General features: G+C 64.3%; 31 protein-coding genes. 21 read left to right on the forward strand and 10 right to left on the reverse strand.

The genetic code is table 11. The features are described 5' to 3' along the window. Nucleotides 1-4: 4 nt before the first annotated feature. Nucleotides 5-541: a GNAT family N-acetyltransferase gene (locus EO245_RS06310; protein ID WP_128892130.1), complete on the reverse strand. Its 537-nt coding sequence runs from the start codon at nucleotides 539-541 to the stop codon at nucleotides 5-7. Between the two features lie 64 nt (nucleotides 542-605). Further along, nucleotides 606-1,796, reverse strand: coding sequence for a PQQ-dependent sugar dehydrogenase (locus EO245_RS06315; RefSeq protein ID WP_128893483.1), 1,191 nt, complete (start codon nucleotides 1,794-1,796; stop codon nucleotides 606-608). Between the two features lie 4 nt (nucleotides 1,797-1,800). On the opposite strand from EO245_RS06315, the gene EO245_RS06320 reads away from it, so the two are divergent. After that, a complete protein-coding gene (locus EO245_RS06320; RefSeq protein ID WP_128893484.1) occupies nucleotides 1,801-2,424 on the forward strand; it encodes a ribonuclease HII in 624 nt (207 codons plus the stop codon). Here the strand turns inward: EO245_RS06320 and EO245_RS06325 are convergent. Further along, nucleotides 2,421-3,320 (reverse strand): hydrogen peroxide-inducible genes activator, encoded by a 900-nt coding sequence (locus tag EO245_RS06325; protein ID WP_128892131.1) that lies wholly within the window; start codon nucleotides 3,318-3,320, stop codon nucleotides 2,421-2,423. The genes EO245_RS06320 and EO245_RS06325 overlap by 4 nt on opposite strands. A gap of 106 nt (nucleotides 3,321-3,426) precedes the next feature. Here EO245_RS06325 and EO245_RS13375 point away from each other — a divergent pair, with 106 nt between their 5' ends. From EO245_RS13375 to folP, 5 genes are all read left to right on the forward strand, one after another. After that, nucleotides 3,427-3,597 (forward strand): hypothetical protein, encoded by a 171-nt coding sequence (locus tag EO245_RS13375; RefSeq protein ID WP_164931268.1) that lies wholly within the window; start codon nucleotides 3,427-3,429, stop codon nucleotides 3,595-3,597. 102 nt (nucleotides 3,598-3,699) lie between these two features. Beyond that, the gene (nhaA, locus tag EO245_RS06330) at nucleotides 3,700-4,872 is read left to right on the forward strand and encodes a Na+/H+ antiporter NhaA (protein WP_128892132.1); all 1,173 of its coding nucleotides are present in this window, start codon (nucleotides 3,700-3,702) and stop codon (nucleotides 4,870-4,872) included. After that, nucleotides 4,872-5,798, forward strand: a complete 927-nt coding sequence (locus EO245_RS06335; protein WP_128892133.1) for a calcium/sodium antiporter — start codon at nucleotides 4,872-4,874, stop codon at nucleotides 5,796-5,798. The genes nhaA and EO245_RS06335 overlap by 1 nt, the downstream gene beginning before the upstream one ends. A gap of 210 nt (nucleotides 5,799-6,008) precedes the next feature. Beyond that, complete coding sequence (locus EO245_RS06340; RefSeq protein WP_128892134.1) at nucleotides 6,009-7,148, forward strand: site-specific DNA-methyltransferase; 1,140 nt, start codon at nucleotides 6,009-6,011, stop codon at nucleotides 7,146-7,148. A gap of 75 nt (nucleotides 7,149-7,223) precedes the next feature. After that, on the forward strand, nucleotides 7,224-8,339 hold the full coding sequence (gene folP / locus EO245_RS06345) for a dihydropteroate synthase (protein ID WP_128892135.1): 1,116 nt from the start codon (nucleotides 7,224-7,226) through the stop codon (nucleotides 8,337-8,339). Here the strand turns inward: folP and EO245_RS06350 are convergent. The 4 genes from EO245_RS06350 to EO245_RS06365 form a co-directional block, all read right to left on the reverse strand. Next, a complete protein-coding gene (locus EO245_RS06350) occupies nucleotides 8,336-9,121 on the reverse strand; it encodes an SDR family oxidoreductase (protein ID WP_128892136.1) in 786 nt (261 codons plus the stop codon). The genes folP and EO245_RS06350 overlap by 4 nt on opposite strands. Then, nucleotides 9,118-10,017, reverse strand: coding sequence for a hypothetical protein (locus EO245_RS06355; RefSeq protein WP_128892137.1), 900 nt, complete (start codon nucleotides 10,015-10,017; stop codon nucleotides 9,118-9,120). The genes EO245_RS06350 and EO245_RS06355 overlap by 4 nt, the downstream gene beginning before the upstream one ends. A gap of 71 nt (nucleotides 10,018-10,088) precedes the next feature. Beyond that, nucleotides 10,089-10,523, reverse strand: coding sequence for a hypothetical protein (locus tag EO245_RS06360; protein WP_128892138.1), 435 nt, complete (start codon nucleotides 10,521-10,523; stop codon nucleotides 10,089-10,091). A gap of 10 nt (nucleotides 10,524-10,533) precedes the next feature. Next, nucleotides 10,534-11,955, reverse strand: coding sequence for a sigma-54 dependent transcriptional regulator (locus EO245_RS06365; RefSeq protein ID WP_128892139.1), 1,422 nt, complete (start codon nucleotides 11,953-11,955; stop codon nucleotides 10,534-10,536). A 156-nt stretch (nucleotides 11,956-12,111) separates the two neighbouring features. On the opposite strand from EO245_RS06365, the gene EO245_RS06370 reads away from it, so the two are divergent. Genes EO245_RS06370 through EO245_RS06395 form a run of 6 tightly spaced genes read left to right on the forward strand, consistent with a single transcriptional unit; the run spans nucleotide 12,112 to nucleotide 15,800 of the window. Next, nucleotides 12,112-12,234 carry an aa3-type cytochrome c oxidase subunit IV gene (locus EO245_RS06370; protein WP_128892140.1) on the forward strand — a complete coding sequence of 41 codons (123 nt, stop codon included), beginning with the start codon at nucleotides 12,112-12,114 and terminating at the stop codon, nucleotides 12,232-12,234. 13 nt (nucleotides 12,235-12,247) lie between these two features. After that, a complete protein-coding gene (locus tag EO245_RS06375; protein WP_128892141.1) occupies nucleotides 12,248-13,369 on the forward strand; it encodes an NAD(P) transhydrogenase subunit alpha in 1,122 nt (373 codons plus the stop codon). Beyond that, complete coding sequence (locus tag EO245_RS06380) at nucleotides 13,366-13,758, forward strand: hypothetical protein (protein WP_128892142.1); 393 nt, start codon at nucleotides 13,366-13,368, stop codon at nucleotides 13,756-13,758. Before EO245_RS06375 ends, EO245_RS06380 begins: the two co-directional genes overlap by 4 nt. 1 nt (nucleotide 13,759) lies before the next feature. After that, nucleotides 13,760-14,044 (forward strand): NAD(P) transhydrogenase subunit alpha, encoded by a 285-nt coding sequence (locus EO245_RS06385; protein WP_086436397.1) that lies wholly within the window; start codon nucleotides 13,760-13,762, stop codon nucleotides 14,042-14,044. Next, nucleotides 14,044-15,480: an NAD(P)(+) transhydrogenase (Re/Si-specific) subunit beta gene (locus tag EO245_RS06390; protein ID WP_128893485.1), complete on the forward strand. Its 1,437-nt coding sequence runs from the start codon at nucleotides 14,044-14,046 to the stop codon at nucleotides 15,478-15,480. The genes EO245_RS06385 and EO245_RS06390 overlap by 1 nt, the downstream gene beginning before the upstream one ends. Next, complete coding sequence (locus tag EO245_RS06395; protein WP_128892143.1) at nucleotides 15,480-15,800, forward strand: hypothetical protein; 321 nt, start codon at nucleotides 15,480-15,482, stop codon at nucleotides 15,798-15,800. The genes EO245_RS06390 and EO245_RS06395 overlap by 1 nt, the downstream gene beginning before the upstream one ends. Before the next feature lie 6 nt (nucleotides 15,801-15,806). Here EO245_RS06395 and EO245_RS06400 read toward each other — a convergent pair whose 3' ends face one another. Next, on the reverse strand, nucleotides 15,807-16,223 hold the full coding sequence (locus tag EO245_RS06400) for a DUF2147 domain-containing protein (RefSeq protein WP_128892144.1): 417 nt from the start codon (nucleotides 16,221-16,223) through the stop codon (nucleotides 15,807-15,809). A gap of 98 nt (nucleotides 16,224-16,321) precedes the next feature. Here EO245_RS06400 and EO245_RS06405 point away from each other — a divergent pair, with 98 nt between their 5' ends. The 8 genes from EO245_RS06405 (at nucleotide 16,322) to EO245_RS06440 (ending at nucleotide 24,064) form a co-directional block, all read left to right on the forward strand. Beyond that, nucleotides 16,322-17,533 carry a parallel beta-helix domain-containing protein gene (locus tag EO245_RS06405; protein WP_128892145.1) on the forward strand — a complete coding sequence of 404 codons (1,212 nt, stop codon included), beginning with the start codon at nucleotides 16,322-16,324 and terminating at the stop codon, nucleotides 17,531-17,533. Beyond that, on the forward strand, nucleotides 17,530-18,576 hold the full coding sequence (locus EO245_RS06410) for an SO2930 family diheme c-type cytochrome (protein WP_234026980.1): 1,047 nt from the start codon (nucleotides 17,530-17,532) through the stop codon (nucleotides 18,574-18,576). The genes EO245_RS06405 and EO245_RS06410 overlap by 4 nt, the downstream gene beginning before the upstream one ends. A gap of 35 nt (nucleotides 18,577-18,611) precedes the next feature. Beyond that, nucleotides 18,612-19,580 carry an alpha/beta fold hydrolase gene (locus EO245_RS06415; protein WP_234026981.1) on the forward strand — a complete coding sequence of 323 codons (969 nt, stop codon included), beginning with the start codon at nucleotides 18,612-18,614 and terminating at the stop codon, nucleotides 19,578-19,580. 93 nt (nucleotides 19,581-19,673) lie between these two features. Then, nucleotides 19,674-20,366 carry an aspartate/glutamate racemase family protein gene (locus tag EO245_RS06420; RefSeq protein WP_234026982.1) on the forward strand — a complete coding sequence of 231 codons (693 nt, stop codon included), beginning with the start codon at nucleotides 19,674-19,676 and terminating at the stop codon, nucleotides 20,364-20,366. Nucleotides 20,367-20,494: 128 nt separating this feature from the next. Beyond that, nucleotides 20,495-21,625, forward strand: a complete 1,131-nt coding sequence (locus EO245_RS06425) for a S8 family serine peptidase (protein WP_128892146.1) — start codon at nucleotides 20,495-20,497, stop codon at nucleotides 21,623-21,625. Nucleotides 21,626-21,755: 130 nt separating this feature from the next. Then, on the forward strand, nucleotides 21,756-22,916 hold the full coding sequence (locus EO245_RS06430; RefSeq protein ID WP_128892147.1) for a deoxyguanosinetriphosphate triphosphohydrolase: 1,161 nt from the start codon (nucleotides 21,756-21,758) through the stop codon (nucleotides 22,914-22,916). Beyond that, on the forward strand, nucleotides 22,909-23,601 hold the full coding sequence (locus EO245_RS06435) for an NAD(P)H-binding protein (RefSeq protein ID WP_128892148.1): 693 nt from the start codon (nucleotides 22,909-22,911) through the stop codon (nucleotides 23,599-23,601). The genes EO245_RS06430 and EO245_RS06435 overlap by 8 nt, the downstream gene beginning before the upstream one ends. A gap of 13 nt (nucleotides 23,602-23,614) precedes the next feature. Next, nucleotides 23,615-24,064, forward strand: a complete 450-nt coding sequence (locus EO245_RS06440) for an ABA4-like family protein (protein WP_128892149.1) — start codon at nucleotides 23,615-23,617, stop codon at nucleotides 24,062-24,064. A 93-nt stretch (nucleotides 24,065-24,157) separates the two neighbouring features. On the opposite strand, the gene EO245_RS13540 is transcribed toward EO245_RS06440, so the two are convergent. Then, a complete protein-coding gene (locus EO245_RS13540; protein ID WP_255416959.1) occupies nucleotides 24,158-24,286 on the reverse strand; it encodes a hypothetical protein in 129 nt (42 codons plus the stop codon). Nucleotides 24,287-24,395: 109 nt separating this feature from the next. Here EO245_RS13540 and EO245_RS06445 point away from each other — a divergent pair, with 109 nt between their 5' ends. Beyond that, nucleotides 24,396-24,635 carry a hypothetical protein gene (locus tag EO245_RS06445; RefSeq protein ID WP_164931269.1) on the forward strand — a complete coding sequence of 80 codons (240 nt, stop codon included), beginning with the start codon at nucleotides 24,396-24,398 and terminating at the stop codon, nucleotides 24,633-24,635. 30 nt (nucleotides 24,636-24,665) lie between these two features. On the opposite strand, the gene EO245_RS06450 is transcribed toward EO245_RS06445, so the two are convergent. After that, nucleotides 24,666-26,204 carry a CpaF family protein gene (locus EO245_RS06450; RefSeq protein ID WP_128892151.1) on the reverse strand — a complete coding sequence of 513 codons (1,539 nt, stop codon included), beginning with the start codon at nucleotides 26,202-26,204 and terminating at the stop codon, nucleotides 24,666-24,668. Nucleotides 26,205-26,209 lie beyond the last annotated feature (5 nt).

Consider the following 26,209-nt stretch of genomic DNA (forward strand, 5'->3'; position numbering starts at 1 on the left):
GCAGCTAGCTCGCCAAGGCTCCCGGCCAGGGGCCTAGCATGCCTTCCTCGGGCAGCACCGCCGGATTGTCGCACCTTACGAGCAGGCGCGCATGGTCGACCGGGCCGGGGCAGTGCCATTTGGCGGTCGGTTCGGCAGTGAAGCCGAAGAAGCGACCGTAATATTCCGGATCGCCGATCATGACCTGGGGCAGGGCGGGCGCATCGCTCGTCGCGCTGGCCGCGACCGCCTCTAGCGCGGCAATCATCAGCATCTTGCCGAAGCCTTCGTTCTGGCGCTCTGGCACGACCGCGACCGGGCCGACCATCAGCAGCGGCGAGTTCCGCCCCTCGGGATCGGTCAGGGCGACCGGCCAAAGCTGGATCGTGCCGACGAGATATTCGTCTTCGTCGAGCGCGGCGAAGCTCAACCCGTCGAGCCATTCGACGCCCTCGCGGATGCGATAGGCGGTGCGCGCATGCCTATCCTCGCCGAATGATCGGTCGAGAAGCTGTTCGATCATTTCCGGATCGACAGCGGAAAGGGGGACAAGCGTCGCCATGGCGCGCGCCGATAGGGCGGGCGTGCCGCCCTGTCGATCAATTTCGCCTGTAGCCGCCTATCGCCTAGCTTGCGGGGGTGAGGCGCAGCAGCTTGCCGCCTTCGCCGTTCTGCAGGACGTAGAGCGCACCGTCCGGGCCTTCGAGCACTTTGCGCAGGCGTGCGCCCATCTCGTATCGCCCGGCCTCGCGCGCCGTAGTGCCGTCGAATTCGACGCGGACGAGAGCTTCGGAGCGAAGGCCCGCGATCACCGCATTGCCTTTCCAATCCGCGAAGAGGTCGCCGTTGACGAAAGTGAAGTCGCCCGGCGCGATGACCGGCGTCCAGCCCAGCTCGGGTGCTTCGAATTCGGAGCGGGTCGCGTGATCGGGGATCGGGCCGCCGTCGTAGTGGATGCCGTCCGATACGGTCGGCCAGCCATAGTTCTTGCCGCGCTCGACGAGGTTTAGCTCGTCACCACCGCGCGGGCCGTGCTCGATCTCCCACAGCTCGCCCTTGGCATTGAACTGCAGGCCGAGGATGTTGCGATGACCCCACGACCAGATCTGGTCGCTCGGGCTGCCCTGGCTAGCGAGCGGATTGCCCGCTGCGGGCGTGCCGTCGAGGTTCAGGCGAACGACCGTGCCGAGCGTGTTCGAGGTGTCCTGCGCCGGTTCCATCTTCTGGCGATCGCCGCTCGCGATGAAGAGGTATTTCTCGTCCGGCGAGAATGCGATCCGATGCGAATAGTGGCCGCGGCCGCTTACCTTGGGTGCCTGGCGCCAGATGACGTTCATGCCTTCGATGCGGCAGGCATCCGCTTCTTCGCAAACCAGCGTGCCGCGACCGACGACCGCGCCGCGCGTGTCGCCTTCGCCGGCTTCGGCCCAGCTCAGGTAAATCGTGCGGCGATCGAGCGTGCTGCTCGCTTCGGACTTGAGGAAAGCAACGTCACCGAGGCCGCCCTGGCCGCCGTAGTCGACGGTGGGGACACCGGTAACCGTGCCGAGCCGGCCCGACGCGACGTCGAAGAACTTCATCGTGCCCGGCTTTTCCGTGATGAAAAGCACCTGCGTACCGGGCGCGAATGCCGCAGCCCAAGGCTCGTTATAGGTGCCGTGTTCGGTGACCGAGAAGGGGCCCACCTGGTAGGCATCGGTAGGGGCGGGCGTCGAAACGGCCTCGCGCGAGCTGTCCCCATAAGCTTCGGTCCCGCAGCTTGCGAGCGCGAGGACGGCGGGGGATAGGAGAAGGGCGAGCGAAGAGTTTTTCATCATGGTCATGACCTGCGGAACACCTGACAACGGAATTTGTGCCGAGGACCTCGTTTTCGGCGTCGATGAAGCCGGACGCGGCCCCCTGGCCGGCCCTGTTGTCGCGTCTGCGGTCGCGCTGTGCAAGCCCCGGCCTGGCGGCCTGGACGACTCCAAGAAACTCACCGCCGCCCGCCGCGCGAAGCTCGATCTGGCGATCCGCGAACGCTGCGCATGGTCGGTGGCCGTGGTCGATGTCGAGGAGATCGACCGGCTCAACATCTTCGGCGCGACCATGCTCGCCATGACACTGGCCGTTGCGCAATTGGCCGAGGCACTCGGCGCCGAGCCGCGCAATGTCCTGATCGACGGCAATGCCACGCCGGAGGGTCGCCGCGCCGAATGGTGCTGGCCGGCCAAGGCAATCGTCGGAGGCGACGGGATCGAGCCGGCGATCTCGGCTGCCTCGATCGTCGCGAAGGAATGGCGCGACCGGATGATGCTCGAAGCGGCGCAGGAGCACCCCGAGTACGGGTGGGAGCGGAACAAGGGATACGGCACCAAGGATCACATGGAGGCGCTGCGCATCCATGGCCCGACCCCGCTGCACCGGCGCAGCTTCGCACCGGTTTCGCAGATGGTCCTGCTCTAGGTCAGCATCTCGCGGGCTTCGGCTGCGACGACTTCGGCGATTGCAGCAAAGCTCTGCGCATAGGCAGCTCCATTGCGCCACACGGCTGCAACCGAGCGTTCGACGTTCCAGCCCTCGACCTTGATGCGCTTGACCATGTCCTCTCCGCCGGTTTCGGAGCGCAGGTAAAGCTCCGGCAGGATCGCCATGCCGAGGCCCGAGCCTGCCATCTGCCGCAAGCTGTCGAGGCTCGTGCCCTCGTAGTCGCGCAGCAGTTCCGCCTCGTACTGGTTGCAGATGCCTTCGATCTGGCGGTGGTAGTGGTGCCGCGGATCGAGGCTCAGGATCGGCGCGCCGCGCAATGCTTCTCGCGGCAACGGCTCGCGTTTCAGCAAAGCGTTGTCCGGGGTTGCGACGAGGCACAGCGGCTCGCGAAACAGCGGTTCGATATGCAGGTCGCCGCCGGGTACGGGGAGGGGGGCGAGCATCATGTCGAGCGCGCCGTTGCGTAGCTCGTTGAACTGCTCGTCCGGAATGCCTTCGCGAATATACAGCCGCAGGTTGGGGTGCTTCTGGTGCAGCCGCACGACCGCCAGCGGCATGAGATAGGGCCCGATGGTTGGCGATACGCCGACGCGGATCGTGCCGGCCATGCCGTCCTCGTGCGCGGCGGCGAGCGCCTTGATCTCCGCGACGTCGCGCATGACCCGCCGGGCGCGGGCCACCACGTCGCGCCCGATCGGTGTCAGTCGTACCGGCCGCCCACGCTCGACCAGCTTCGCGCCGAGCCTGTGCTCGAGCTCTCGAATCTGCTGGCTGAGCGTCGGCTGCGAGACATAGGTGGTGTCCGCTGCACGCCCGAAATGGCGCGTGTCGTCGAGGGCGACGAGGTACTGGAGCTGTCTGAGCGTAGGCATGATAGATGCAAACTATTGGACCGCGATTTTCGTTCCAATTGGAATTATCGCCTGCCTCGCAACATATCGCTCCTGCAACAGGGCAGTCGGTTCAACGGAGGCAGTAATGGAAGGCTACATTTCTAAGCTGCGTCGCAGGCACCGGCGCCTCGACAGGCTGATCGACACCAGCAAGGCCGCGGGCAAGCAGGAGGATGTGAAGATCCTCAAGCGCATCCGGCTGAAGCTGAAAGACCGGATCGTCGCTGCGCAGAGAAATCTCCAAGGCTCAGCGTAGCGACACGGCGGCGTACGGGGTCCTCTTACCCCATCCCCTCCCCCTCAGGGCCCCGTACGCCGCACAATTTTCCCCTCGAGAACAGAACCACCGGAGCATCCCATGGTCGTCCGTACCGCTGCGCAGTCGCTGCGTGCCTTCATGCAGGAAGAAAGCGCGGGCGGTATCGTGCTGATGGTTGCGGCAGTGCTTGCGCTCCTCGCGGCGAACAGCGTGCTGGCACCGGGCTATTTCGCAATGCTCCAGACCGAGATCGCGGTCACCGTGGGCGGTGGCGGGATCGAGAAGCCCGCGCTGCTGTGGATCAACGACGGGCTGATGGCGGTGTTCTTCCTCCTCGTCGGTCTCGAAGTGAAGCGCGAGGTCCTGACCGGCCAGTTGTCGAGCTGGTCGCAGGCCTCTCTTCCCCTGTTCGCGGCACTCGGGGGGATGATCGCGCCGGCGCTCGTCTTCGTCGCCATCAACTGGTCGAACCCGGAAAACCTCAACGGCTGGGCGATCCCCGCCGCGACCGATATCGCCTTCGCGCTCGGCGTGCTCGCGCTGCTGGGCAGCCATGTTCCCGTGGCATTGAAGGCATTGCTGCTCGCAATCGCGGTGATCGACGATATCGGCGCGATCGCCGTCATCGCGATCTTCTACACCCCCGGCGTCGAGACCGGCATGCTGCTGGCTGCGACTGCAACGCTGGCGCTGCTGTTCGGCATCGGCCGGGCGAGGGTGAGTTCGTCGATCCCCTACATCATCCTCGGTGCAGTGCTCTGGTTCTTCGTCCTCAAGTCCGGTGTCCATGCGACGCTTGCGGGCGTGGCTCTCGCCATGGCTATCCCGCTGCACGACCGGACCGGCGATGCCGTGCTCGAGCGGATGGAACACGCGCTGCATCCGTGGGTTGCGTTTCTCGTGGTTCCCATTTTCGCTTTCGCCAACGCCGGAGTGACGCTGATCGGGCTCGAGCCGTCCGCGCTGCTTGCGCCGCTGCCGCTTGGCATTGCGCTCGGCCTGCTGGTCGGCAAGCAGATCGGCATCGTCGGCTTCGCCTGGCTTGCGGCGAAGACCGGTATTTCGCGACTGCCCGAGGGTATTTCGTGGCGCCAGCTGTGGGGGCTTTCGCTGATTGCCGGTATCGGTTTCACCATGAGCCTGTTCATCGGCAACCTCGCATTCGTCGACGCGGCGCAGGTCGATGCGGTCAAGCTGGGCGTACTTGCAGGTTCGCTCGTCTCCGCCCTGGCCGGGATCGCCTTGCTGCGCACAGGACGCGTGACGGCCTGATGGGCGGCGCGATCCTGCTAGTGCTCGGCGGCCTCGTCGGGCTGGCCATCGGCGGCGAGCTGCTGGTGCGCGGCTCGGTCGGCATTGCGCGCTACCTCAAGATATCGAGCCTCATCACCGGTCTCGTGATCGTCGGCTTCGCGACGTCGATGCCGGAGATGGTGGCGAGCATCCAGGCGGCGATGATCGGTTCGCCCGGTATCGCCTGGGGCAACATCGTCGGCTCCAACATCGCCAACTCGCTGCTGATCCTCGGGTCCGCCGCGCTGATCGCACCGATTGCGCTGACCGGCCTCGGCAAGCGCGATGCGAATGTAGCGCTCGGTGCCACCGTGCTGCTAGTTGTGCTGGCATATCTGCAGATCGGCCATCCGCTGATCGGGGCAGGGCTGCTGTTCTGCATCGTCGCATACATCGTGTGGCGCTACACCCACCCGCGATCGCTCGAGGAAGACGATGACGGTGAGGACGGCCCGCAACGCACTTGGCTGGCGGTGCTCTTCTTCCTTGCCGGCCTCGCGATCCTGATTTTTGCCGGAAAGATACTCGTCGATGGCGCCGTCGACCTGGCGCGCCTGTTCGGCCTTAGCGAGACGGCCATCGGACTGACGATCGTCGCAGTCGGCACTTCTCTGCCGGAGCTCGCCGCGTCCGTTGCCGCAGCATGGCGAGGGCGCTCTGGCCTAGCGCTGGGCAACGTCATCGGCTCCAACATCTACAACATCCTGCTGATCGGCGGTGCGACCATGAGCATCGCGCCGGGGGCGCTACCTGCCGACATCCTTGGCCTCGAGCTCGGCTTGCTCCTCGTGTCCGCAATTGCGATCGCGGCCCTGATGTGGCGGGCGCCGTCGATCTCGCGCCCGGTTGGCGGGCTGCTGGTTCTGATCTTCTTCGCCAACACCGGACTGCTGCTCCTGCAATAAATCGCTTCGAGCGAGTCATTGGTGCAACACCCCATCATGTCGAGTCACGACAAAGTGCGCAGACTCAACATCTTGTGGGGGACTCTTTCTGTTCTTTCATGGTTAGCGGCCCGTTAACCATATGCTGCGATCATTCGGTGCTTGACGCGGAGTCCGGTTGGACTCACCCTGTGGATAACTCGCGTATCCTGAAGTTGGGGGAAATATCGAATGGGGGTCATCGAGACCACGAAAGCGCGTGCTGCGCGCACCAGGACGGCTGTTGCCAAGCCCGTCGCACCGCTGCCGGTGGGCCAGATCCTCGACGGCGACTGCGTCGAAGCGATGCGCCGTCTGCCGGACGCCTCGATCGATCTCGTCTTTGCCGATCCGCCCTACAACCTCCAGCTGGGCGGCGACCTCAACCGTCCGGACGGTAGCCATGTCGATGCCGTAACGGACGAATGGGATCGCTTCGACAGCTTCAAGAGCTATGACGATTTCACGCGCGCCTGGCTGACCGAGGCCAAGCGCATCCTCAAGCCTGATGGCGCGCTGTGGGTCATCGGCAGCTATCACAACATCTACCGCGTCGGGGCGATCCTGCAGGACCTGGGTTTCTGGATCCTCAACGACATCGTCTGGCGCAAGTCCAACCCGATGCCGAACTTCCGCGGCACCCGCTTCACCAATGCGCATGAGACGCTGCTTTGGTGCAGCCAGGGCGAGAAGGCGAAGTATCACTTCAACTACCGCGCGATGAAGACGCTCAACGACGAGCTCCAGATGCGCAGCGACTGGGTCCTGCCGATCTGCGGCGGCGGCGAGCGGCTGAAGGAAGGCGGGCACAAGGTTCACCCGACGCAGAAACCCGAAGCGCTGCTCTACCGCGTGCTTCTCTCGACAACCGAAAAGGGCGACGTCGTGCTCGACCCATTCTTCGGCACCGGCACCACCGGCGCGGTCGCCAAGCGCCTCGGCCGCGAGTGGATCGGCTGCGAGCGCGAGGGCGTTTACCGCGATGCCGCGCTCAAGCGGATCGAGAAGGAACTGCCGCTCGACGAAAGCTCGCTCCAGACCATGCAGAGCAAGCGCTCGGCGCCCAAGGTCGCGTTCGGCGCGCTGGTCGAGAACGGCTATCTCAAGCCCGGTACCGAGGTGTTCGACAAGAAGCGCCGCTGGGTCGCGAAGGTACGTGCCGACGGTTCGCTCATTTACGAGAAGAAGACCGGCAGCATCCACGGCCTCGGCAAGGAATTGCAGGGCGCGCCGAGCTGCAACGGCTGGACCTTCTGGCACTACGAGGACGGCGGCGAAATCAAGCCGATCGATGCCGCGCGCCAGACTTACCTGCTGGCGGTCGAGGACTAGATTTCCTACTGCTTTGGCGAAGGTCCATCGGCGGTTGCCGGTGGGCGAGCCTGATTTCCCGCCGGAGCCGCGTGCATGACCAAGTCTGTCTACATCCGCCCCATCGGCACCACACCGAGCCCGCAGGCAGAGCATGGCAATGCCGTGCGGATCGCAGGCGGAATGACCTATGCGCACCGCTTCGCCGTCATCGTGCGCGAGGGCGGGGCGGTGATCGACCGCTTCCTCGCCTCGCCGGAAACGATCGACGACGTGCTGGGCGATCTGTCCGACGACATTGCCGCGGAAGCCGAACGGCAGTGGACCGCGCTGCGCTTTGCCCACCCGGCATTGCAGCTGGGCGACAGGTCGATCCATCTCGACCAGCCGCAGGTCATGGGCATCCTCAATGTGACGCCCGACAGCTTTTCGGATGGCGGCGAATTCATCGAGCGGCCCGAAGCCGGACGCGCCCACGCGGCGGCAATGCTTGAAGCCGGGGCTGCGCTGATCGACATCGGCGGTGAAAGCACGCGGCCCGGTGCCGCAGCGACCTGGGAAGGCGACGAGCTGGAGCGCGTCGTTCCGGCAGTCGAATATTGCAGCGCGATGGGTGCGGCGATCAGCGTCGATACGCGCAGGCCAGCCGTCATGGAGGCTGCGCTCGATGCAGGGGCGCATCTCGTCAACGACATATCCGCACTGCGCTACGATCCGCGCAGCCGCGAATTCGTAGCCTCGCGCGCTTGCCCCGTCGTGCTGATGCATGCGCCCGGAAACGGCGACAACCCCCATGCGGGCGGCGATTACGAGGCGGTCGTGTTCGACGTGTTCGACGGCCTGAAGGAACGCCGTGACGAGGCTATCGCGGCCGGCATCCCGCAGGAACGCATCATCCTCGATCCCGGCATCGGCTTCGGCAAGTCGCTGGCCGAGAACCTCGCCGTCATGAATGCGCTGGCGATGTACCATGCGCTCGGCTGTCCGCTGCTGCTGGGCGCGAGTCGCAAGCGGATGATTGGGGCGCTGAGTAATGAAGCGCCCGCCGAACAGCGCCTCGGCGGCAGTATCGCCCTCGCGATCGCGGGCATGAATGCAGGCGTCCAGTTGCTGCGGGTCCACGACGTTCCGCAGACGGTGCAGGCGCGCAATGTCTGGCGCGGCCAGCGCGATGCGGCGCTGACCGATTTCGCCGAATTGCCGGGCAGCTAGGACCCCGGCGAAGCGGCTGAGCCTGCCAGCAGGCCGCCGTCGAGGGTCAGCTCCGCGCCGGTCGTATAGGCGCTCTCGTCGCTGGCGAGGAATACGCACATGGCGGCGACCTCCTCGACCGTGCCGAAGCGCTTGAGCGGCGTATCGGAAACCAGCGCTGCCATCTTCTCCTCGCGGTCGGGGCCGTCGCCCAGCATCGGCTCCCAGATAGGGGTGAGGATTGCAGCGGGATGGACCGAGTTGCAGCGGATCTTCCAGCCGTGCTGCGCGCAATAGAGCGCGACCGACTTCGAGTGGTTGCGGATCGCCGCCTTGCTCGATGCATAGGCCGCAGCGCCGGGGATGCCGACGAGGCCCGAGCGCGAGGACATGTTGATGATCGAGCCTGTCCCCGCTGCCTTCATCGCGCGGATCGCGTAGCGGCAGCCGAGGAATGTGCCGTCGTTGTTGACTGCGTGCACAGCGTGCCAGTCTTCCAGCGAGGCGTTTTCCGGATCATGCGGGCCGGGAGAGCTTTCGAAGCCCGTGATGCCCGCGTTGTTGACCATGATGTCGATCGCCGGATGCGATTTCTCGAGCGCGAGCCAGGCCGCCTCGTCGCGCACATCGAGCTTCAGGAACTCGCAGCCGATCGCCTCTGCAGCGGACTTGCCCTCTACCTCGTCGATATCGGTCAGCAGGACGCTTGCGCCCTCGCGGACGAATGCTTCGCAGATGCCGCGCCCGATCCCGCGTGCGCCGCCGGTTACGACAGCCCGTTTTCCCTTCAGCCGACCAGTCATGCGCAGGCCTCATCGCCGGGCCGGAGCTTGCATCCGGTTTCGAGCATGTTCTTGGCCCGCGTGCTGTCGGCCGGGCCGCTGTCGCCATTGTCGTAGTCCTCGGCGAGCCAGAAGCAAGATTCGGCTTCGGCAAAGTCGCTACACGCACGGCCGAGGTAAGTGCGGATCAAGTGCTGGTCCTCATCCTCGCCATGGAGCTCGACAGCCTCCGCCGCAGCGATGCAGGATTTCGACGAAGCCCCGGCAGGCGCGGGCGGACAGGCGCCCTTCGCAGCCATTAGGACGTCTGCATTCTCGATCGGGCCGAACTGGTATTTGCCCAACAGGTCCAGAAACTCGGAACACGTCTCGTAATTGCCGCGCTCACAGCCGAGCGCGAACGCTGCCTTCGCAACTGCGGGATTCTTCTCGACTTCCCTCCCGGTGAGGTGTGCAAGACCGTAGAGCGAACATCCGTCGCCATCACCTGCTTCGCAGGCCGATGCGAGCAGCGAATAGCGCAGTTCGGTGTGGACCGCTGCAATCTCGGGATCGACCTGTTCCCGCGACATCTGGAAATAGAGGCTTATGCAGGAACTCGCGCTACCGCGCGCGCAAAGGTCCTGCGCCATGCTGCGGTAAAGCGGGTGGTCCTTGTAGTCACTGGTCACGATAGAGCAGGCGAGATTGGTCCGGCCCTGTTCGAGCATCGCATCCGGCGTTTCCAGGCAGAGGTTGATCGTGCGCCGCGTCGCGGCAGCGTGCTCGCCTCGCTCGCGCTGCGCCTTGATGTCTTTCAGTTCGGCAAAAACACGATCCTGATGGGCCTTGAATGCATCATCCTGCGCGCCGACCGGCGCGAGCGAGAGCGAACCGGCGAGCGCCGCCAATAGAATGGTCCTGAATCGATCGAGCATACCACCTCCCCCTTGGGGTAAGTGATAGCTGCTCAGTCGGTCTTGTCGATGCCCCTGCGGCGATCGTCGGGTCAGCTGCCGATGCGCTCGACAAGCCGTGCGATCGTCTGGCCCATCCAGGCTTCATCGACATCTTCATAGCGCGCATGGATCGGCTCGCCCTGTGCGACCGTGTAGGCGCTGCGTTCGATCGGGCCGATAGCGGCGATCGCGCGGCCCTTGTCGAGCGCAACACCGAGGCCGGCAACGCGCTGGCCGTGGACCTTGACGACGAAGCGCTTGGTATTTCCCTCGCCGCCTTCCTCGTTGATCTCGACATCGGTCCGGTCTGCGACAGCACCTTTGACGAGTTCGACGAGCCGGACGAGCTTGGGTGCTTCATCACGCGCCCAGCGCATGCGTTCGTAATTCTCCGCGTTGATCTTGCGCGAAAGACGGTCGAGCGCATCGCGCACGGAATCGTCGGAAGTGGCGGCAACAGGGGTGGAAACGGGGCCGTCGACCATGTGGGAAATCCTATGCGGCGTTGTCGATGCCGAGATCGGCGAGTTTGCGGTAGAGCGTGGAGCGCCCGATGCCGAGACGGCGGGCGACTTCGGTCATGCGGCCGCGATAGTGGCCGATGGCGAGGCGAATGACGTCGGCCTCGATCTCTTCGAGCGGGCGCAGGTTGCCGTCGGCTGCGTAGAGCATGACCCCGACGCCTTCCTGTATCGGCTTGGCGCTTTCCTCGCGGATCTCGCCGAGCAGCTCGGAAAGCTGCGGGAAGTGGTCGATGGTCAGCGTCTGCCCCTCGCAGAAGACTGCTGCACGGAACAGGACCGCCTGTAGCTGGCGGACATTGCCCGGCCAGTCGTAGGCCGACAGCAGCGTCAATGCGCTGTCGCTGATCGAGAGCGAGCGAAGCCCCGGCTGTTCCCCGATCTTGCCGAGGAAATAGCGCGCGAGCGCCGCGATATCGCCGGGCCGTTCGCGCAGGGCGGGCATGGTGATCTTGGTGCTGGAGATTTCCTTCAGCAGATCCGGGTGGAAATGCCCCTGATCGTTGAGATCGGCGAGCGGCAGGTTGCTCGCGCTCAGCAGGCGCACATCGACGCGGAAGCCGTGCTTCGCGCCGACCGGACGGACGATGCCGCTGCGCAGCGTCTCGGCAAGCTTGGCCTGCAGATCCTCGCTCAGCCGGTCGATCTCGTCGATCACCAGCGTGCCGCCGTCGCAGTGCTGCAAGGCGCCGATCTGGCGGTCGAATGCACCCGGAAAGGCGTTCTGCTCATGTCCGAAGAGGACGGATTCGATGGAATTCGCCGGTACGCCGCGGGCGTTGATCAGGCGGAAAGGAGCCTTGGCGCGCGGGCTTGCCGCATGCATCGCACGCAGCAGCATTTCCTTGCCGGTGCCGCTCTCGCCCTCGATCAGCACGCTGCCGTGGCCGCGCGCCGCCTTGGCCGCCTTTGCCAATGCCGCCCGGAAGTTGGGCGCGGTTCCGATCATCGAATCGAAGTCGAGCAGCGGCGAGAGTTTCTCGGTCAGCGGCTGCAGTTCGTCGCGCGGCGCTTCCTGCTTGGTTGCACTGCGCAGCGCCTGCATCAACCGGTCCGGAGCGACCGGCTTGATGAGATAATCGTTTGCGCCTGCGCGCATTGCCTCGACTGCCAGCAGCGGGGAGGCGCTGGCGGTCAGCATGAGGATTGGCAGGCCGGGGCGGCGTTCCTTCAATTGGCGAATCAGCTCGCAGGCATCGTCACCCGGCACCCACTGGTCGAGGATGATGGCGGACAGCTGCATGCCCTGCCGCGTGCCAAGGGTGGCAATCGCCGTCTCGGAATCGGACACGACGAGCGTGCGCCATCCCTCGCGTGCAGCGAGTGCGGTGATGAGCCGGCTCTGCGCCGGTTCATCGTCGATAAGCATCAGCAAGCGCGAATCGCTTTCGGCCATGTGTCCCGTCCGTCCCATGGTGAAACAGGCGTCCCGTTTAGGGTCAGGGAGTAAAGGTCCGATTAAGGGTAAGAACTGCTCGTCGCGCTCTTGAAGCGCTTCACCACCCGCGATAGACCCTGCGCCGATACGAAAACTCTATTGGGGAACCCAAGAATGTCCGCAAACGACATGAAAGCTGCTGAAAAAACCTATGGCGGCTTCATCGCATCGCTCAAATGGGCCGTGCCGCTGATTGCCCTGATCGCCCTCGTGGTGGTCGTGCTGATCGCAGACTGATACCGAACGTATCTTGCGCATAGCGACCCTGAAAGAGCGCGCAGCGGGGGAAACGCGCGTTTCAGTGACGCCCGAGACGGTGAAGAAATTCATCGCACTCGGAGCGGAAATGGCTGTCGAGGAGGGCGCCGGGGAGGGCGCCTCAATCTCCGACGAGGCCTATCGCGAAGCCGGAGCAGAAGTCACCACCGGGCCGAAAGCGGTCGCGGGGGCCGACATCGTGCTCGGCGTCCAGGCACCTGACGTCATGACGCTCGCCGGAGCGAAGGATGGCGCGTGGGTGGCTGCCACCTTCGATCCCTTCCGCGACAAGGCGCGTGTCGAGGCCTACGCGAAAGCGGGCTTCGAGGCGCTGTCGATGGAATTCATGCCGCGCATCACGCGTGCGCAGAGCATGGACGTGCTCTCCAGCCAGTCGAACCTTGCAGGCTACAAGGCGGTGCTCGCAGCGGCGGACGAGTTCGGCCGCGCCTTTCCGATGATGATGACTGCCGCTGGGACGATCCACGCGGCGAAGGCCTTCATCATGGGTGTCGGCGTTGCAGGCTTGCAGGCCATCGCGACCGCTCGCCGCCTCGGTGCGCAGGTTTCCGCGACCGACGTACGCTCGGCGACCAAGGAGCAGATCCAGTCGCTCGGCGCGAAGCCGATCTTCGTCGAAAGCGTCGAGGGTATCGAGGGCGAAGGCTCGGGCGGCTATGCCACCGAGATGAGCGAGGAATACCAGAAGGCGCAGGCCGAGCTGGTATCCGGCCACATCGCCAAGCAGGACATCGTCATCACCACCGCGCTCATCCCGGGCCGCGATGCACCGCGCCTGATTTCGGACGCGCAGATCGCGACGATGAAACCGGGCAGCGTGATCTTCGACCTCGCCGTAGCGCAAGGCGGCAATGTCGAGGGGAGCGAGGCCGACAAGGTCGTGGTGAAACACGGCGTGAAGATCATGGGCTTCTCCAACACGCCCGCGCATCTCGCCGCCGATGCATCGGCGCTGTTTGCGCGCAACCTCTACAACTTCCTCTCCGCCTTCTGGGACAAGGACGCGGGCAAGCCGGTTCTCGACGAGGAAATCGGCGATGCGATCCGCCTGACGCAGGGCGGCAAGGTCGTAAACGAGAGGCTCCAAGGGTGAGGGCGCTAGTCGCACTCGCTGCACTGTTACTGCTTGCCGGAAATGCGCCGGAAGAAGAGCCGCAGGGCGAGCCGCCGCATCCTATCGAGGGCGAATGGACGGTCGATTTGCGGCTGTCGATTTCCGACCCGCCCTATACGCAGCCGATGGAAATCCGCCTGTCGCACACCAACGAAGTGACCGGCATTTTCTACGGCTCGCAGATCGAGGCCGGGAAGCTCGGCTCGGCTCAGGGGCGCGAATGCATCGCGTTCCGCACAAGCGACAATTCGGGTGCCTACCAGCATTCCGCCTGCCTCGTAGGCGCGGTGCTGGTCGGACAGAGCTGGTCGGAGGGGCGCGGCTTCGTACTGCCGTGGACCGCCACTCCGACGGCATCGGGGGACTGACATGGACTTCATTTCCATCCTATCGATTTTCGTGCTGGCGTGTTTCGTCGGCTATTACGTGGTCTGGTCGGTTACGCCCGCGCTGCACACGCCGCTGATGGCGGTGACCAATGCGATTTCCTCGGTGATCATCGTCGGCGCGCTCATCGCGAGTGCCGAGGCGGGTAGCCTCGTTGCCAAGTGGCTCGGCCTTGCCGCCGTCGTACTGGCTAGCGTGAACATCTTCGGCGGCTTTGCCGTCACCGAGCGCATGCTCGCGATGTACAAGAAGAAGGAGAAGAAGTGATGTTCTCCTTCCTTGCAGCCGGGGCCGAAAGCGGCGGCGTGAACCCGTGGGTTGCGCTCGCCTATCTCGTTGCTGGCATCTTCTTCATCCTGGCGCTTCGCGGGCTTTCGAGCCCGAGCACCAGCCGCGCGGGCAACCGCTTCGGCATGGCAGGGATGCTCATCGCCGTCATTACTACGCTGGTGACGCACGAAGTTGCGAGCCTGCCGGAAATCGGCGTGGCGATGTTCCTCGGCGGGATCATCGGCTTCACCATCGCGCGGCGCATCGCCATGACCGCGATGCCGGAACTGGTTGCTGCGTTCCACTCGCTCGTCGGTCTCGCTGCGGTGCTGGTCGGCTGGGCGGCCTATCTCGAACCGGGTGCTTTCGGCCTACTCGATGGCGATACGATTGCGACTGTCAGCCGCGTGGAAATGGCGCTGGGCGTCGCGATCGGTGCGATTACCTTCTCAGGCTCCGTGATCGCCTTTGCCAAGCTTTCGGGCAAAATGAGTGGCGCGCCGATCCTGCTGCCCGCACGTCACGTAATCAACCTCGGCACGCTGGTCGCCATCATCGTGCTGACCGCGCTCTTCGCGATGGGCCAGGTGGCGAGCCAGGAATATTTCATCGCCATCACTGTGCTGGCATTCGTCGTCGGTTTCCTGCTGATCATCCCGATCGGCGGGGCTGATATGCCGGTCGTGGTCTCGATGCTGAATTCCTATTCGGGCTGGGCCGCTGCGGCGATGGGCTTCACCCTCGGCAACACCGCGATGATCATAACTGGCGCGCTGGTCGGCGCGTCGGGTGCGATCCTCAGCTACATCATGTGCCGCGCGATGAACCGCAGCTTCATCTCGGTCATTGCGGGCGGTTTCGGTGCCGATGCGAGCGCGGGCGGCGGCGGTGGGGGCGAGCAGCGTCCCTACAAGACCGGCAGCGCGGAAGACGCCGCCTACATGCTCGAACAGGCCGAGAAGGTCATCATCATCCCGGGCTACGGCATGGCGGTCGCGCAGGCGCAGCATGCGCTGCGTGAAATGTGCGACCTGCTCGAAGAACAGGGTGTCGAAGTGAAGTTCGCCATCCACCCTGTCGCGGGGCGCATGCCGGGGCACATGAACGTGCTGCTGGCCGAAGCGAGCGTCGATTACGACAAGGTCTTCGAGCTTGAGGACATCAATAGCGAATTCGCACAGGCCGATGTCGCCTTCATCATCGGCGCGAACGACGTGGTGAACCCGGCCGCCAAGACGGACAAGAGCTCGCCCATTTACGGCATGCCGGTGTTCGACGTCGACAAGGCCAAGCAGGTCTTCTTCATCAAGCGCTCGATGGGCGGGGTCGGCTATGCGGGCGTCGACAACGACGTTTTCTACATGGACCAGACCGTGATGCTGCTGTCCGATGCGAAGAAGATGGTCGAGGAAATCGTGAAGGCGCTCGACTGATGCGGCTTCTGCTGCTGCCGCTCGGCGCGGCGCTGCTGCTGACCGGCTGCATCGACAAGATCGCGGAGAGCCGCGTCAAATCCGCACTGCTCGATGCAGGGCTGAGCGAGCGCAACAGCGCCTGCATGGCCGAGCGGATGGTCGACCGCCTGTCGATCTCCCAGCTGCGAAAGCTGGAGAACCTCGCCCCTCGCGAAGGCGAACCGAAGAAGCCGACGTCGCTCTCCGGTTACGTAGAACGCGTCCGCCGTGTCGGGGATGTCGAGGTTCTGACCGTGACCAGCAGTTCCGCCGCCCTGTGCGCAGCGGGCTTCGGCTGAGCGCCGTCAGGCGCGGGTGAAATTCGCCGTCCGGCAGAACAGCAGGACGCAGCCCTTCACCTTCAGCGTGTTACCGCTGCGCCAGACCTGCGCATCGAAATAGCGTCCGTCTTCCGGGCTATAGCCTTCACCCTTGAAGCGGCTGCCGTCGGCGGTGAGGTCCCAGAAAATCCGGAGGCCAAGCAGCTTGCGATCGCGCAGGGCCGCCTTGGGGTTCTCCGTATCGCGCGCACCGCCTGCCGGTTCGGGCACGAGAAACCGGTCGATCCGCCCGCACATCGCATTGCCGCACTTGTAGAACGCGATGACCGAACGCCCGTCATCGGTCTTCCATTTGCCCTCGATCGAAGCGGGCGAAGCCTGCGCCGTACCGGCAGTCAGGGCGGCTCCGGCAAAGGCCAGGGCAAGTGCAATCTTCCTCATTCGGGCATCCTTTCGCGTTTCCTAGTGATACGCTGCGCAGCGGGACTTGGTTTCACCGGCCACTTCGCGCAGGATGGCCGCAAGAGGGAGAGATTGCCATGCCGAAACTGAACCTTGCCTGTTGCGCCGCTTTCGCAGCGCTCGTCGCCGCCAATCCGGCACTGGCCGAAACCATTACGGTCGAAGCGGGCGAGGGCGCACAGGAACGGCTGCAGGAAGCGCTGATCCTTGCAGGCGAGGGCGACGAGATCGTCCTCGGCGAAGGGCGCTTCGTCCTGACCGACGGCCTCAGCCTCGATGTCGACGGAGTGACCGTGCGCGGTGCGGGGATGGACGAAACCGTGCTCGATTTCACGACCCAGCAGGGTGCGGGCGAAGGCCTGCTGGTGACGAGCGACAATGTCACCCTGCGCGACTTCGCGCTGGAGAACCCGAAGGGTGACGGGGTCAAGTCAAAGGGCGCCGACAACATCGTCTACAGCCGCATCCGCGTCACCTGGACCAACGGGCCCGACCCGGACAACGGTGCCTACGGCATCTATCCGGTCGAAAGCACCGGCGTGCTGGTGACCGGATCGAAAGTCTCGGGCGCGTCCGACGCAGGGATCTATGTCGGCCAGAGCAAGGACATCACTGTCCGCAATTCGATCGTCGAGGCGAATGTCGCCGGGATCGAGATCGAGAATAGCCGCAATGCGCTGGTCGAGAACAATATCGCCACGCGTAACACCGGCGGCCTGCTCGTATTCGACCTGCCGAACCTGCCGGTGATGGGCGGCGGCAACGTGATCCTGCGCCGCAATCTCGTGGTCGACAACGACACGGCGAATTTCGCGCCGCCGGGCAATATCGTCGCCGGCGTAAGGCGCGGAACGGGCATCCTGGTGATGGCCAACGACGGCGTGCTGGTCGAGGACAACATCCTCGAAAACAATCCCACGGCGCATGTGATGGTGATCGCCTACACCCAGCCCTACGAGGACGAGCGCTACAATCCCTTCGCGCGCAATGTCGTTGTCGGCGAGAACACATTCGGTCGGGGCGGCGACGATCCGCAGCTCGATGGCGGCGAGATGCTGGTCGCAGCCTTCGGCGGCTCGCTGCCGCCGGTCATGTGGGACGGCGTGGCCGAAGGCGATACCGGCCTGACCGTGGTCGATGGCGTTGCCGGCTGGTCGCTCAATCTCTCATCGCCCGGACAGGACCCCGCAACCGGTTCGCCCGGACCGCTGCAGGTCGCGCAGCCGAGCTATGAATTCGACACCGCATCGGTGGGCGCACCGGCTGAACTGGAGGCGCGGATCAAGTGAAACGCGGAGCTGCCCTCCTGCTGGCCGCTGCCATCGCCGCCCTGTCGGCGGTTGCGACATCCGGTGCTGATGGCGGAGCCCGCGTGGATGTGACGCAGGAGCCCGGGCCGGTCAGTGTCAATGGTCACCAGATCGCCAACGGCCTGCCGAGATTGCTGTCGCACTACGGCTTTTTCAGCGACCTTGCCGGTCAAGCGCCAGCTTACCCCGTCACGGAATATCGCCTCAACACGCCGTTATTTTCCGACGGGGCGGAAAAACTCCGCTTCGTATATGTGCCGGGCGGCGAGAAGGTGTCCTTCGACGAGGCGGGCAGGCTGCAATTCCCGGTCGGCAGCGCGCTGATCAAGACCTTCGCTTTCGGCAAAGGCGCGGACCGGCGGCTGATCGAAACGAGGGTGCTGCTCCACCGCACCGATGGCTGGATCGCGCTGCCCTATCGCTGGAACGAGGAGCAGACCGACGCGACGCTCGTCGTCGCAGGTGCGCGCGAAGATGTCGTGACGCCTTCGGGCGAGGCGATCAGCTACCGCATCCCCAACAAGAACCAATGCAAGGAATGCCACGGTCAGAACGATGCGGTGGTGCCGATCGGCCCGCGCATCCAGAACCTGCACCCCGCCATGGTCATCGGCCTTACCGGTGACCAGCCGCAGGGCACGAACACTTTTCCGGTCTGGGAGCATCGCGCCGATGCGCCGGTAGATGCCGCCGCGCGCGCCTATCTCGACGTCAATTGCGCGCATTGCCATCGCCCCGGATCGACCGCATCGAACAGCGGGCTCGACCTGCGCTGGGAACAGGACGATCCCCAGGCGATCGGCTTGATGAAGCGGCCTGTTGCAGCGGGCAGGGGCTCGGGCAATCTCCTGTTCGATATCGTCCCGGGCGAGCCGGAACAGTCGATCCTGCTGCACCGCATGGCAAGTCCGGAACCCGGTGTCGCGATGCCGGAGCTGGGTAAGTCGACGATCGATCATGACGGTGTCGAGATCGTCAGGCGCTGGATTGCCGGGATGCCAGCGCAGACGCGCGCGGAATGATCGTCCGGGGCTGACGAGGAAGGAAGCAAACGACAATGCTGAAATGGACCTTGCGCATTCTCGGAGTGCTTCTCGCGATCCTTGTCATCGCGTTCCTGCTCTTTCGCGCGCCAGATACCGACCCGGCAGAGATGCGCGCGAAATACGGCGGTGAGAGCTCGCAGTTCGTCGCGCTCGACAAGGGTCTCGAAGTGCATTTGCGCGACGAAGGTCCGCGCGATGCGCCCGCGATCATCCTGCTCCACGGCTCGAACGCCGACCTGCATACGTGGCAGGCATGGGCAGACGGCCTTGCCGAGAAGTACCGCGTCATCCGTTTCGACCAGCGCGGCCACGGCCTGACCGGCGGCACCGCAGACGAGGACTACGCCACCGCCGCCTATGTCGCGGATGTCGACCGGGTGGCGGATCATCTCGGGCTCGAGAAATTCGTCCTGGCGGGCAATTCGATGGGCGGCGGGATCGCGATGCAATATGCGCTGGACCGCCCGGAACGGTTGGCTGGACTCGTCCTCGTCGATGCGGGCGGGGCACCAGTGAAGCGGGAAGGGGGCGGCAACATGGCCTTCACCCTTGCGCGCATCCCGGGCGTAAGCAGCCTCGTCAGCCAGATCCTCCCGCGTTCGCTCGTCGAGCGGAGCCTCAAGCAGAGCGTCTCGAACCAGGATGTCGTGACCGAAGAAGCGGTCGACCGATATTGGGAGCTGGCGCGCTATCCCGGCAACCGTACCGCGACCCGCCAGCGCTTCGGGCGGAGCTATTCGACCTTCACGCCCGAGCAGATTGCGCAGGCGAAGGTTCCGACATTGGTGGTCTGGGGGGAAGAGGACAGCCTGATCCCCTATTCGGCAGCGCAATGGTACATGGAGCACTTGCCCAATGCGACGCTCGCCAATTTTCCCGGCATCGGACACCTTCCGCAGGAAGAAGCGCCCGAACAGTCGCTCGCAGCGCTCACTTCGTGGCTGGACGGCTTGCAATTGACCGCCGTTGCGGAAAATTAAGGCGCGTCCGTCCATTCAGGGCGGGAATCCAAGTATAAACCATCAGGGAATCCGGCGGACGAGCGCTTCGCCGGCACAACAGGGGAATTTCGCGTGCGCAAGCTCGGGATGATTGGCGGCATGAGCTGGGTGTCGACGCACACCTACTACGAATGCATCAATCGCTACGTCCAGAAGCGGACAAGTCCGATGAGCAGTGCACCGCTGCTCATCGAAAGCCTCGATTTCGCGCAACTCTATGGCCTGCGCGAAGCGAGCGATTGGCAGCGCGCGGCACAGACCCTCTCTGAAAGCGCGAAACGGCTGGAAGGCGCCGGGGCTGAGCAGATCATCATCTGCGCCAATTCGATGCACCGCGTTTACGACGATGTCGCCGCCAGCGTTTCGGTGCCCATCCTCCATATCGCCGAATGCGTCGGCGAACGCATGGCGAAGGACGGTGTGAAGAACGCGGCCCTGATCGGAACACGCAATGTCATGACCGAAAGCTTCTATCGTGAGCGGCTCGTGAAGCACGGCGTGGATCTTCCCGCACCCGAAGTGCAGAACGTGGAACTGCTCGATCGCTACATCTACGAAGAGCTGATGGTCGGGAAGGCGACGCGCGATGCCGAGCGGGCGCTGAAGACGATCATCACGAAGAAGGCGCAGGATGGCGCGAAGGCTATCGTCCTCGCCTGCACCGAGCTCGAGCTGGTCGTAGATACGCGGGCCAATGTGCTGCCGATCTACGATTCGGCGCGGATCCACTGCGAGGCCGCGGCGGAATGGATTATTGCCGGATAAAGTCGAGATACAGTATTTGATTTCAAGCGGAACGAAATTCGTGGTGAATTGCCACTAGAAACCGGTTGCAATCACAATTCCACCTGTCAGTCTGTCTGCCTCCAATTCTTGGAACGGGACTGAAAAACATGACAACGAAATGGGTCGGCCGCTTTGTGGTCGCTAGCGGCGTCGCACTTGCCGCAGCAGCCTTCTCGACGCCCGCAGCGGCGCAGAAGATCGAAAACAGCTACATCTGCGTGTTCAAGGCGAACGCTGTCGCCAAGGACGCCGTGCCGGGGGAGGCACGCCGTTCGGTCAATGCGCAGGGCGGGCAGGTCAAGCACGTCTACCGGCACGCTATTCGCGGCTTCGCGGCCAACATGAATGCGCGCGCGGTCGAGAACATGCGCCGCGCCAATCCGCGCATCGCCTATTGCGAGCAGGACCAGGTGATGACCGGCTTCCCGAAACCGGACAAGCCCGGCAAGCCGGGTGGCGGTGACGGCGGCGGCGGTGGCGGCACCTCGACGCAGCAGACGCCCTGGGGCATCACCCGCGTCAACGGCGGCGTCTCGGGCGCGACCGGCCGTGCTTTCGTCATCGACAGCGGAATCGACGGTTCGCACCCCGACCTCAACGTCAATGAAGGGCTCAGCGCCTACTTCGTTGGTCGTAACTGGGACGACCAGAATGGTCACGGCACCCACGTCGCAGGCACCATCGCGGCGATCGACAATAACATCGGCGTCGTCGGCGTCGCTGCCGGCGCCGAAGTGGTCGCCGTGCGCGTGCTCGACCGTCGCGGTTCGGGCTCGACCAGCGGCGTCATCGCCGGCGTCGACTATGTCGCGTCGGTCGGCCAGCAGGGCGACGTTGCCAACATGTCGCTCGGTGGCGGTATCTCCACCACGCTCGACAATGCTGTCGTGAACGCTTCGGGCACGGTGAAGTTCGTTCTTGCCGCCGGTAACGAAAACCAGGACGCGAACAATTCGTCGCCTGCCCGTGCCAATGGCAACAACATCTACACCGTCTCGGCGATGGATTCGTCCGACCGCATCGCGAGCTTCTCGAACTACGGCAACCCGCCGGTCGATTTTGCGGAGCCGGGCGTGTCGATCCTGTCGACCTACAAGGGCGACGGTTATGCCACGCTCAGCGGTACCTCGATGGCTGCACCGCACCTCGCGGGCATCCTGCTGCTCGGCCAGGTCCGCAGCGGCGGCCAGCTGGCTACCGACAAGGACAACACGAAGGACACGATCGGCATCCACTGATCGCATGTCCTTATGCACAAGGGGCCGTCCGGTATCGCACCGGGCGGCCCTTTCCGTTGGCTGGGTCCAATTACCGTTGCCCGATTGTTCCCGTTGTCGCCGTGGCAATGCTGACCTAAGCCGCGCAGCAATGACACGAGCCAGTTTTGCAGCCGATCCAGCCAAGACACGCGGGCGCGAGTTCGACGAGAACCGCGACGGCACCCGCGGCCCCCGCAGCGAATTCCAGCGCGACCGCGACCGGATCATCCACTCGATCGCCTTCCGCCGCCTCAAGTCGAAAACGCAGGTGTTTATCGCGCCCGACGGCGATCACTTCCGCACGCGGCTGACCCATAGTCTCGAGGTCGCCCAGATCGGCCGGGTCATCGCGCGTACGCTCGGCCTCGACGAAGACCTCACCGAAGCGCTGTGTCTGGCGCACGATATCGGCCACCCGCCTTTCGGCCATGCGGGAGAGATGGCGCTTTCACAGGCGACGGCCCGTCACGGCGGCTTCGATCACAATGCCCAGTCGCTTCGCACGCTGATGCGACTGGAAAGCCCCTATTGCGAGCATCCGGGCCTCAACCTCACATGGGACCTGCTCGAAGGCATGGCCAAGCACAATGGCCCGATCCCGGCGGACAACTGGGCGTTGGAAGAGCTGGACGAGGCTTTCGATCTCGAACTCGACCGCTGGCCGAGCCTGGAGGCACAGGTCGCCGCGGTCGCGGACGATATCGCTTACGACAATCACGACATCGACGATGGGCTGCGCGCTGGTTTCCTCGATCTCGACCAGTTGCTCGAAATGGATTTCGTCGCGGACCAGTGGCGGGATGTCGAACGCCGCTTTCCCAACGCGCCGCACGATCGCAAGATGCGCGAGCTGGTGCGCGGCCAGATCGGCCTGATGGTCAATGACGTGCTCGAGCACACGCGCGAACTTACGCGCGACGTTTCAACCATCGAAGAGGTGCGCGGCGCGGGCCGGATGCTGGCGGGTTTCTCTCCGGCGATGGCGCGGGAAGAACGCACGCTGAAGAAGTTCATGTACGACAATCTCTATTATCACGAGGAACAGCTCGCGACGGCCGAGCGTGCCCGCGACGTGGTCGCGCGCCTTTATGCCGCCTACGAACAGGACGAGAGTTTCCTGACGGACGGCTGGCGCGAGACGCTGCCCGATGCCGAACCGGCTCGCACACGGCATATCTCGGACTTCATCGCCGGCATGACCGATCGCTACGCCATCGACCAGTTTGCCCGCATCTACGGCAAGCGTCCCGAGGGGCTGAGCAATGTCTGATTCCATCCGCATCGTGCTGGTCGGCGCGTCCGGCCTCGTCGGCGGCGAGGTCCTCGCCGAGGCGGTCGGCAGGGCGAATATTCGCATGCTCGCTCTCGGCCGCAGGGAGGCCCGGCTCCCGACTGGCGCTACGATGGAGCAAGTCGTGGCCGACCCCGCCGAATGGGGCAAGGTGATGCAGCAGTTCCGCCCCGATGTGCTGATTAGTGCGCTCGGCACTACGATCGGCAAGCAGGGCGGCGACAAGGACAAGTTCCGCGCGGTCGACTTCAATCTCGTGGTCGATACGGCGCGAGCCGCGCATGAGGCAGGCGTCGAACGATGCGTTGCCGTAAGCTCCGCGAATGCCGATGCGAGCAGCAGGTTCTTCTACATGCAGGTCAAGGGCGAGGCCGAGCAGGCGCTGATGAAGGTCGGCTTCAAGCGTCTCGACATCCTGCGCCCTGGCCTCCTGCGCGGAAAGCGCGTGGACGACCCGCGCACGCTCGAAAGACTGGCAATGGTCGCAAGCCCGTTCACCGATCTGCTCATGCAGGGCAAATACCGTTCGGGCCGCTCGATACCGGCGCGCACGGTGGCACAAGCCGCATTGGCGCTCGCCCAGCGCAAGGCTGCGGGCAAGTTCCGCCACGAACACGATGCGATAAGACGCGCTGCGAAGGAACTGCCGCAACTCGCTGAATAAGGGGAATTTCGATATGTGGGACGGGATTTTCGGCGGCGCCAATATCTTGGCGATGATCTGCTGGCTGGCACTTATCCTTCTGCCGCGCTGGCCTGCGCTTTTGTCGGCGCTGCTCTATCTCGGTGTCGGCCTCTTGTGCCTCGTCTACGCGGTCGGTCTCATCTCGATCGTCGGCGGCTTCGTCGATCCGGTCGGCCCCGATACCGGCTCCAACTTTTCGTCGATCGAAGGAGTGCGGGCGATCTTTGCGAGCGACGGCGGAGTGACCGTGGGGTGGGTCCACTATCTCGCTTTCGACCTGTTCGTCGGGCTGTGGATCGCCAGGGATGCCGATGCGAAGGGTTTCAACCGCTTCGTCCAAGCCCCGATCCTGCTGGCGACTTTTCTCGCCGGTCCGCTCGGGCTGTTCGTCTGGCTGATCGTGCGCGAGAAAGCGGCGCGCAAGCTCGGTCGTCCGAGCTGACAATGGAACCGGAATCAAGAGCGCCCGCCGGGAGGGGGATCCGGCGAGCGCTTGCGACCCTCATGGGGTCAGGCCTTCGTTGGGCCTAGATGATCAGGTTTCGTCGTCGACTGCGTCGGCAGCAGACTTGAGGTCGGCACTCACGCCGCGCACCGTGTTGCAGGCGGTCGCGCTGAGCGCCATGACGCCGAGGCTCGCAGCCAGGATAATCTTGCGGATCATGGTTGTTCCTTTCCGGCCCTTGCGGCCACTCGAATGATCAACCGACGATATGCCGCGCGGGTTCCCGCAGCACAATGACTAGCTTGAAGGATGCGTTGGTCTGCCCCACATGCGCGGCGTGGAATTGCTGCGTTTCCTGACCTTTGCGAGCGACGCCGAAATTGCGGGCGTCTGGGGCCTCGGATTCGTGCTTCTGGCGGTGATCGCGGGATTTGCGGAACATCGCCGCACAAAGCGCGCGCGAATCGAAAGCGTAGGATGGGTCCCGTGGTTCGGCATTTCCCTGCTGAGCCTGATCATCGGCGCAGGGCTCATCGCCCTGTCCGTGAAGGGGATCGCAGCGGGGTAGGGCGCAGGTCTCTTTAGAGAGCAGGTCTCCTTAGAGACACGCCTCCAGATAAGCTTGGTCGAAGCCGAACTGGCGCGCTTTTTCAAGCGTGTAGGGGCGCAGGCCGCTCGAGCGGAACTCGCCGAGGATCTTGCCGTCCTCGCTCTCGTCCAGATACTCGAACTTGAACAGTTCCTGCGTCACGATCACTTCGCCTTCCATCCCGATCACTTCGGTGATGTTGGTGGTACGGCGCGAACCGTCGCGAAGGCGCTTTACCTGCACGATCAGGTCGACCGATTCGGCGATCTGGCGGCTGATGGCTTCCTTCGGGATCTTGATGTCGCCCATCAGGATCATGTTTTCCATACGGCCGAGGCACTCACGCGGCGAGTTGGCGTGAAGCGTACACATCGAACCGTCGTGGCCCGTGTTCATGGCGGCGAGAAGGTCGAAACATTCCGCGCCACGAATCTCACCCAGGATAATGCGGTCAGGACGCATACGCAGGGCGTTCTTCACGAGGTCGCCGATGGTGATGGCGCCCTGGCCTTCGAGGTTCGGCGGACGCGTTTCGAGCGGCAGCCAGTGCGGCTGCTGCAGGCGAAGCTCGGCCGCGTCCTCGATGGTGAGCACGCGCTCGCCCGGGTCGATCATCTTCGAAAGGGCGTTGAGCATGGTCGTTTTACCCGAACCCGTACCGCCCGAGATAACGATGTTCATCCGGCAAGCGCCCGCGATCTTGAGCGCGGTACACATCTTCTCGCTCATCGAACCGAAGTCCTTGAGCATGTCGAGCGTGATGGGCTTCTCGGAGAACTTACGGATCGAGATCGCGGTGCCGCGCAGCGAGAGCGGCGGCACGATGACGTTCACGCGGCTACCGTCCTTGAGACGGGCGTCGGCAAGCGGCGTGGTCTGGTCGACGCGGCGGCCGACCTGGTTCACGATGCGTTGCGCGATCTGGAAGAGGTGCTGTTCGTCGCGGAACTTGATCGGCGCGATGACCAGCTTGCCCTTTTTCTCGATGTAGGTCTGGTCGGGGCCGTTGACCATGATGTCCGAGACATCCGGGTCGTTCAGCAGTTCCTCGAGCGGGCCGAAACCGAGCAGCTCGTCGATCAGGACCTTCTCGAGCGCGAACTGCTCGCGGCGGTTGAGCGTGACCTTCAGCTCGGCCAGCACTTCCATGATGATCGGACGGAATTCTTCCGACAGTTCATCCTTGGTCAGCGTGGCCGCCGCTTCCGGGTCGACGCGTTCGAGCAGGCGCGGGAGCACCTGTTCCTTGATCTTGTGGACCGATGCCTCGAAGCCGCCGATCTCTGCCTGGCCGGAGTGAACCTGGTTCGCCCGGTCGGTGAGACGCGTCATCGCATCGTCTTTGTTCGGAGGTGTGCTGCCGCCCGACTGTGGGGAAGGTGCAGGCGTAGCCGCTTCGCCCGGAAGCGGCGGGAACTGCTCGCCGCCCGAGCCGGAGTTTTCCTGGCCGCCCTTGTCGCCACCGCGCATGGGGCGGGCAACACCGAATTGCGGACGCGCGCCCGGCTTCATTCCGCCAGGTCCGTTCTTCCGTCCGAATGCGCTCATCGTCG

This window comes from Erythrobacter sp. HKB08, assembly GCF_004114695.1.
In the GTDB taxonomy this organism is placed as follows: Bacteria; Pseudomonadota; Alphaproteobacteria; order Sphingomonadales; family Sphingomonadaceae; genus Parerythrobacter_A.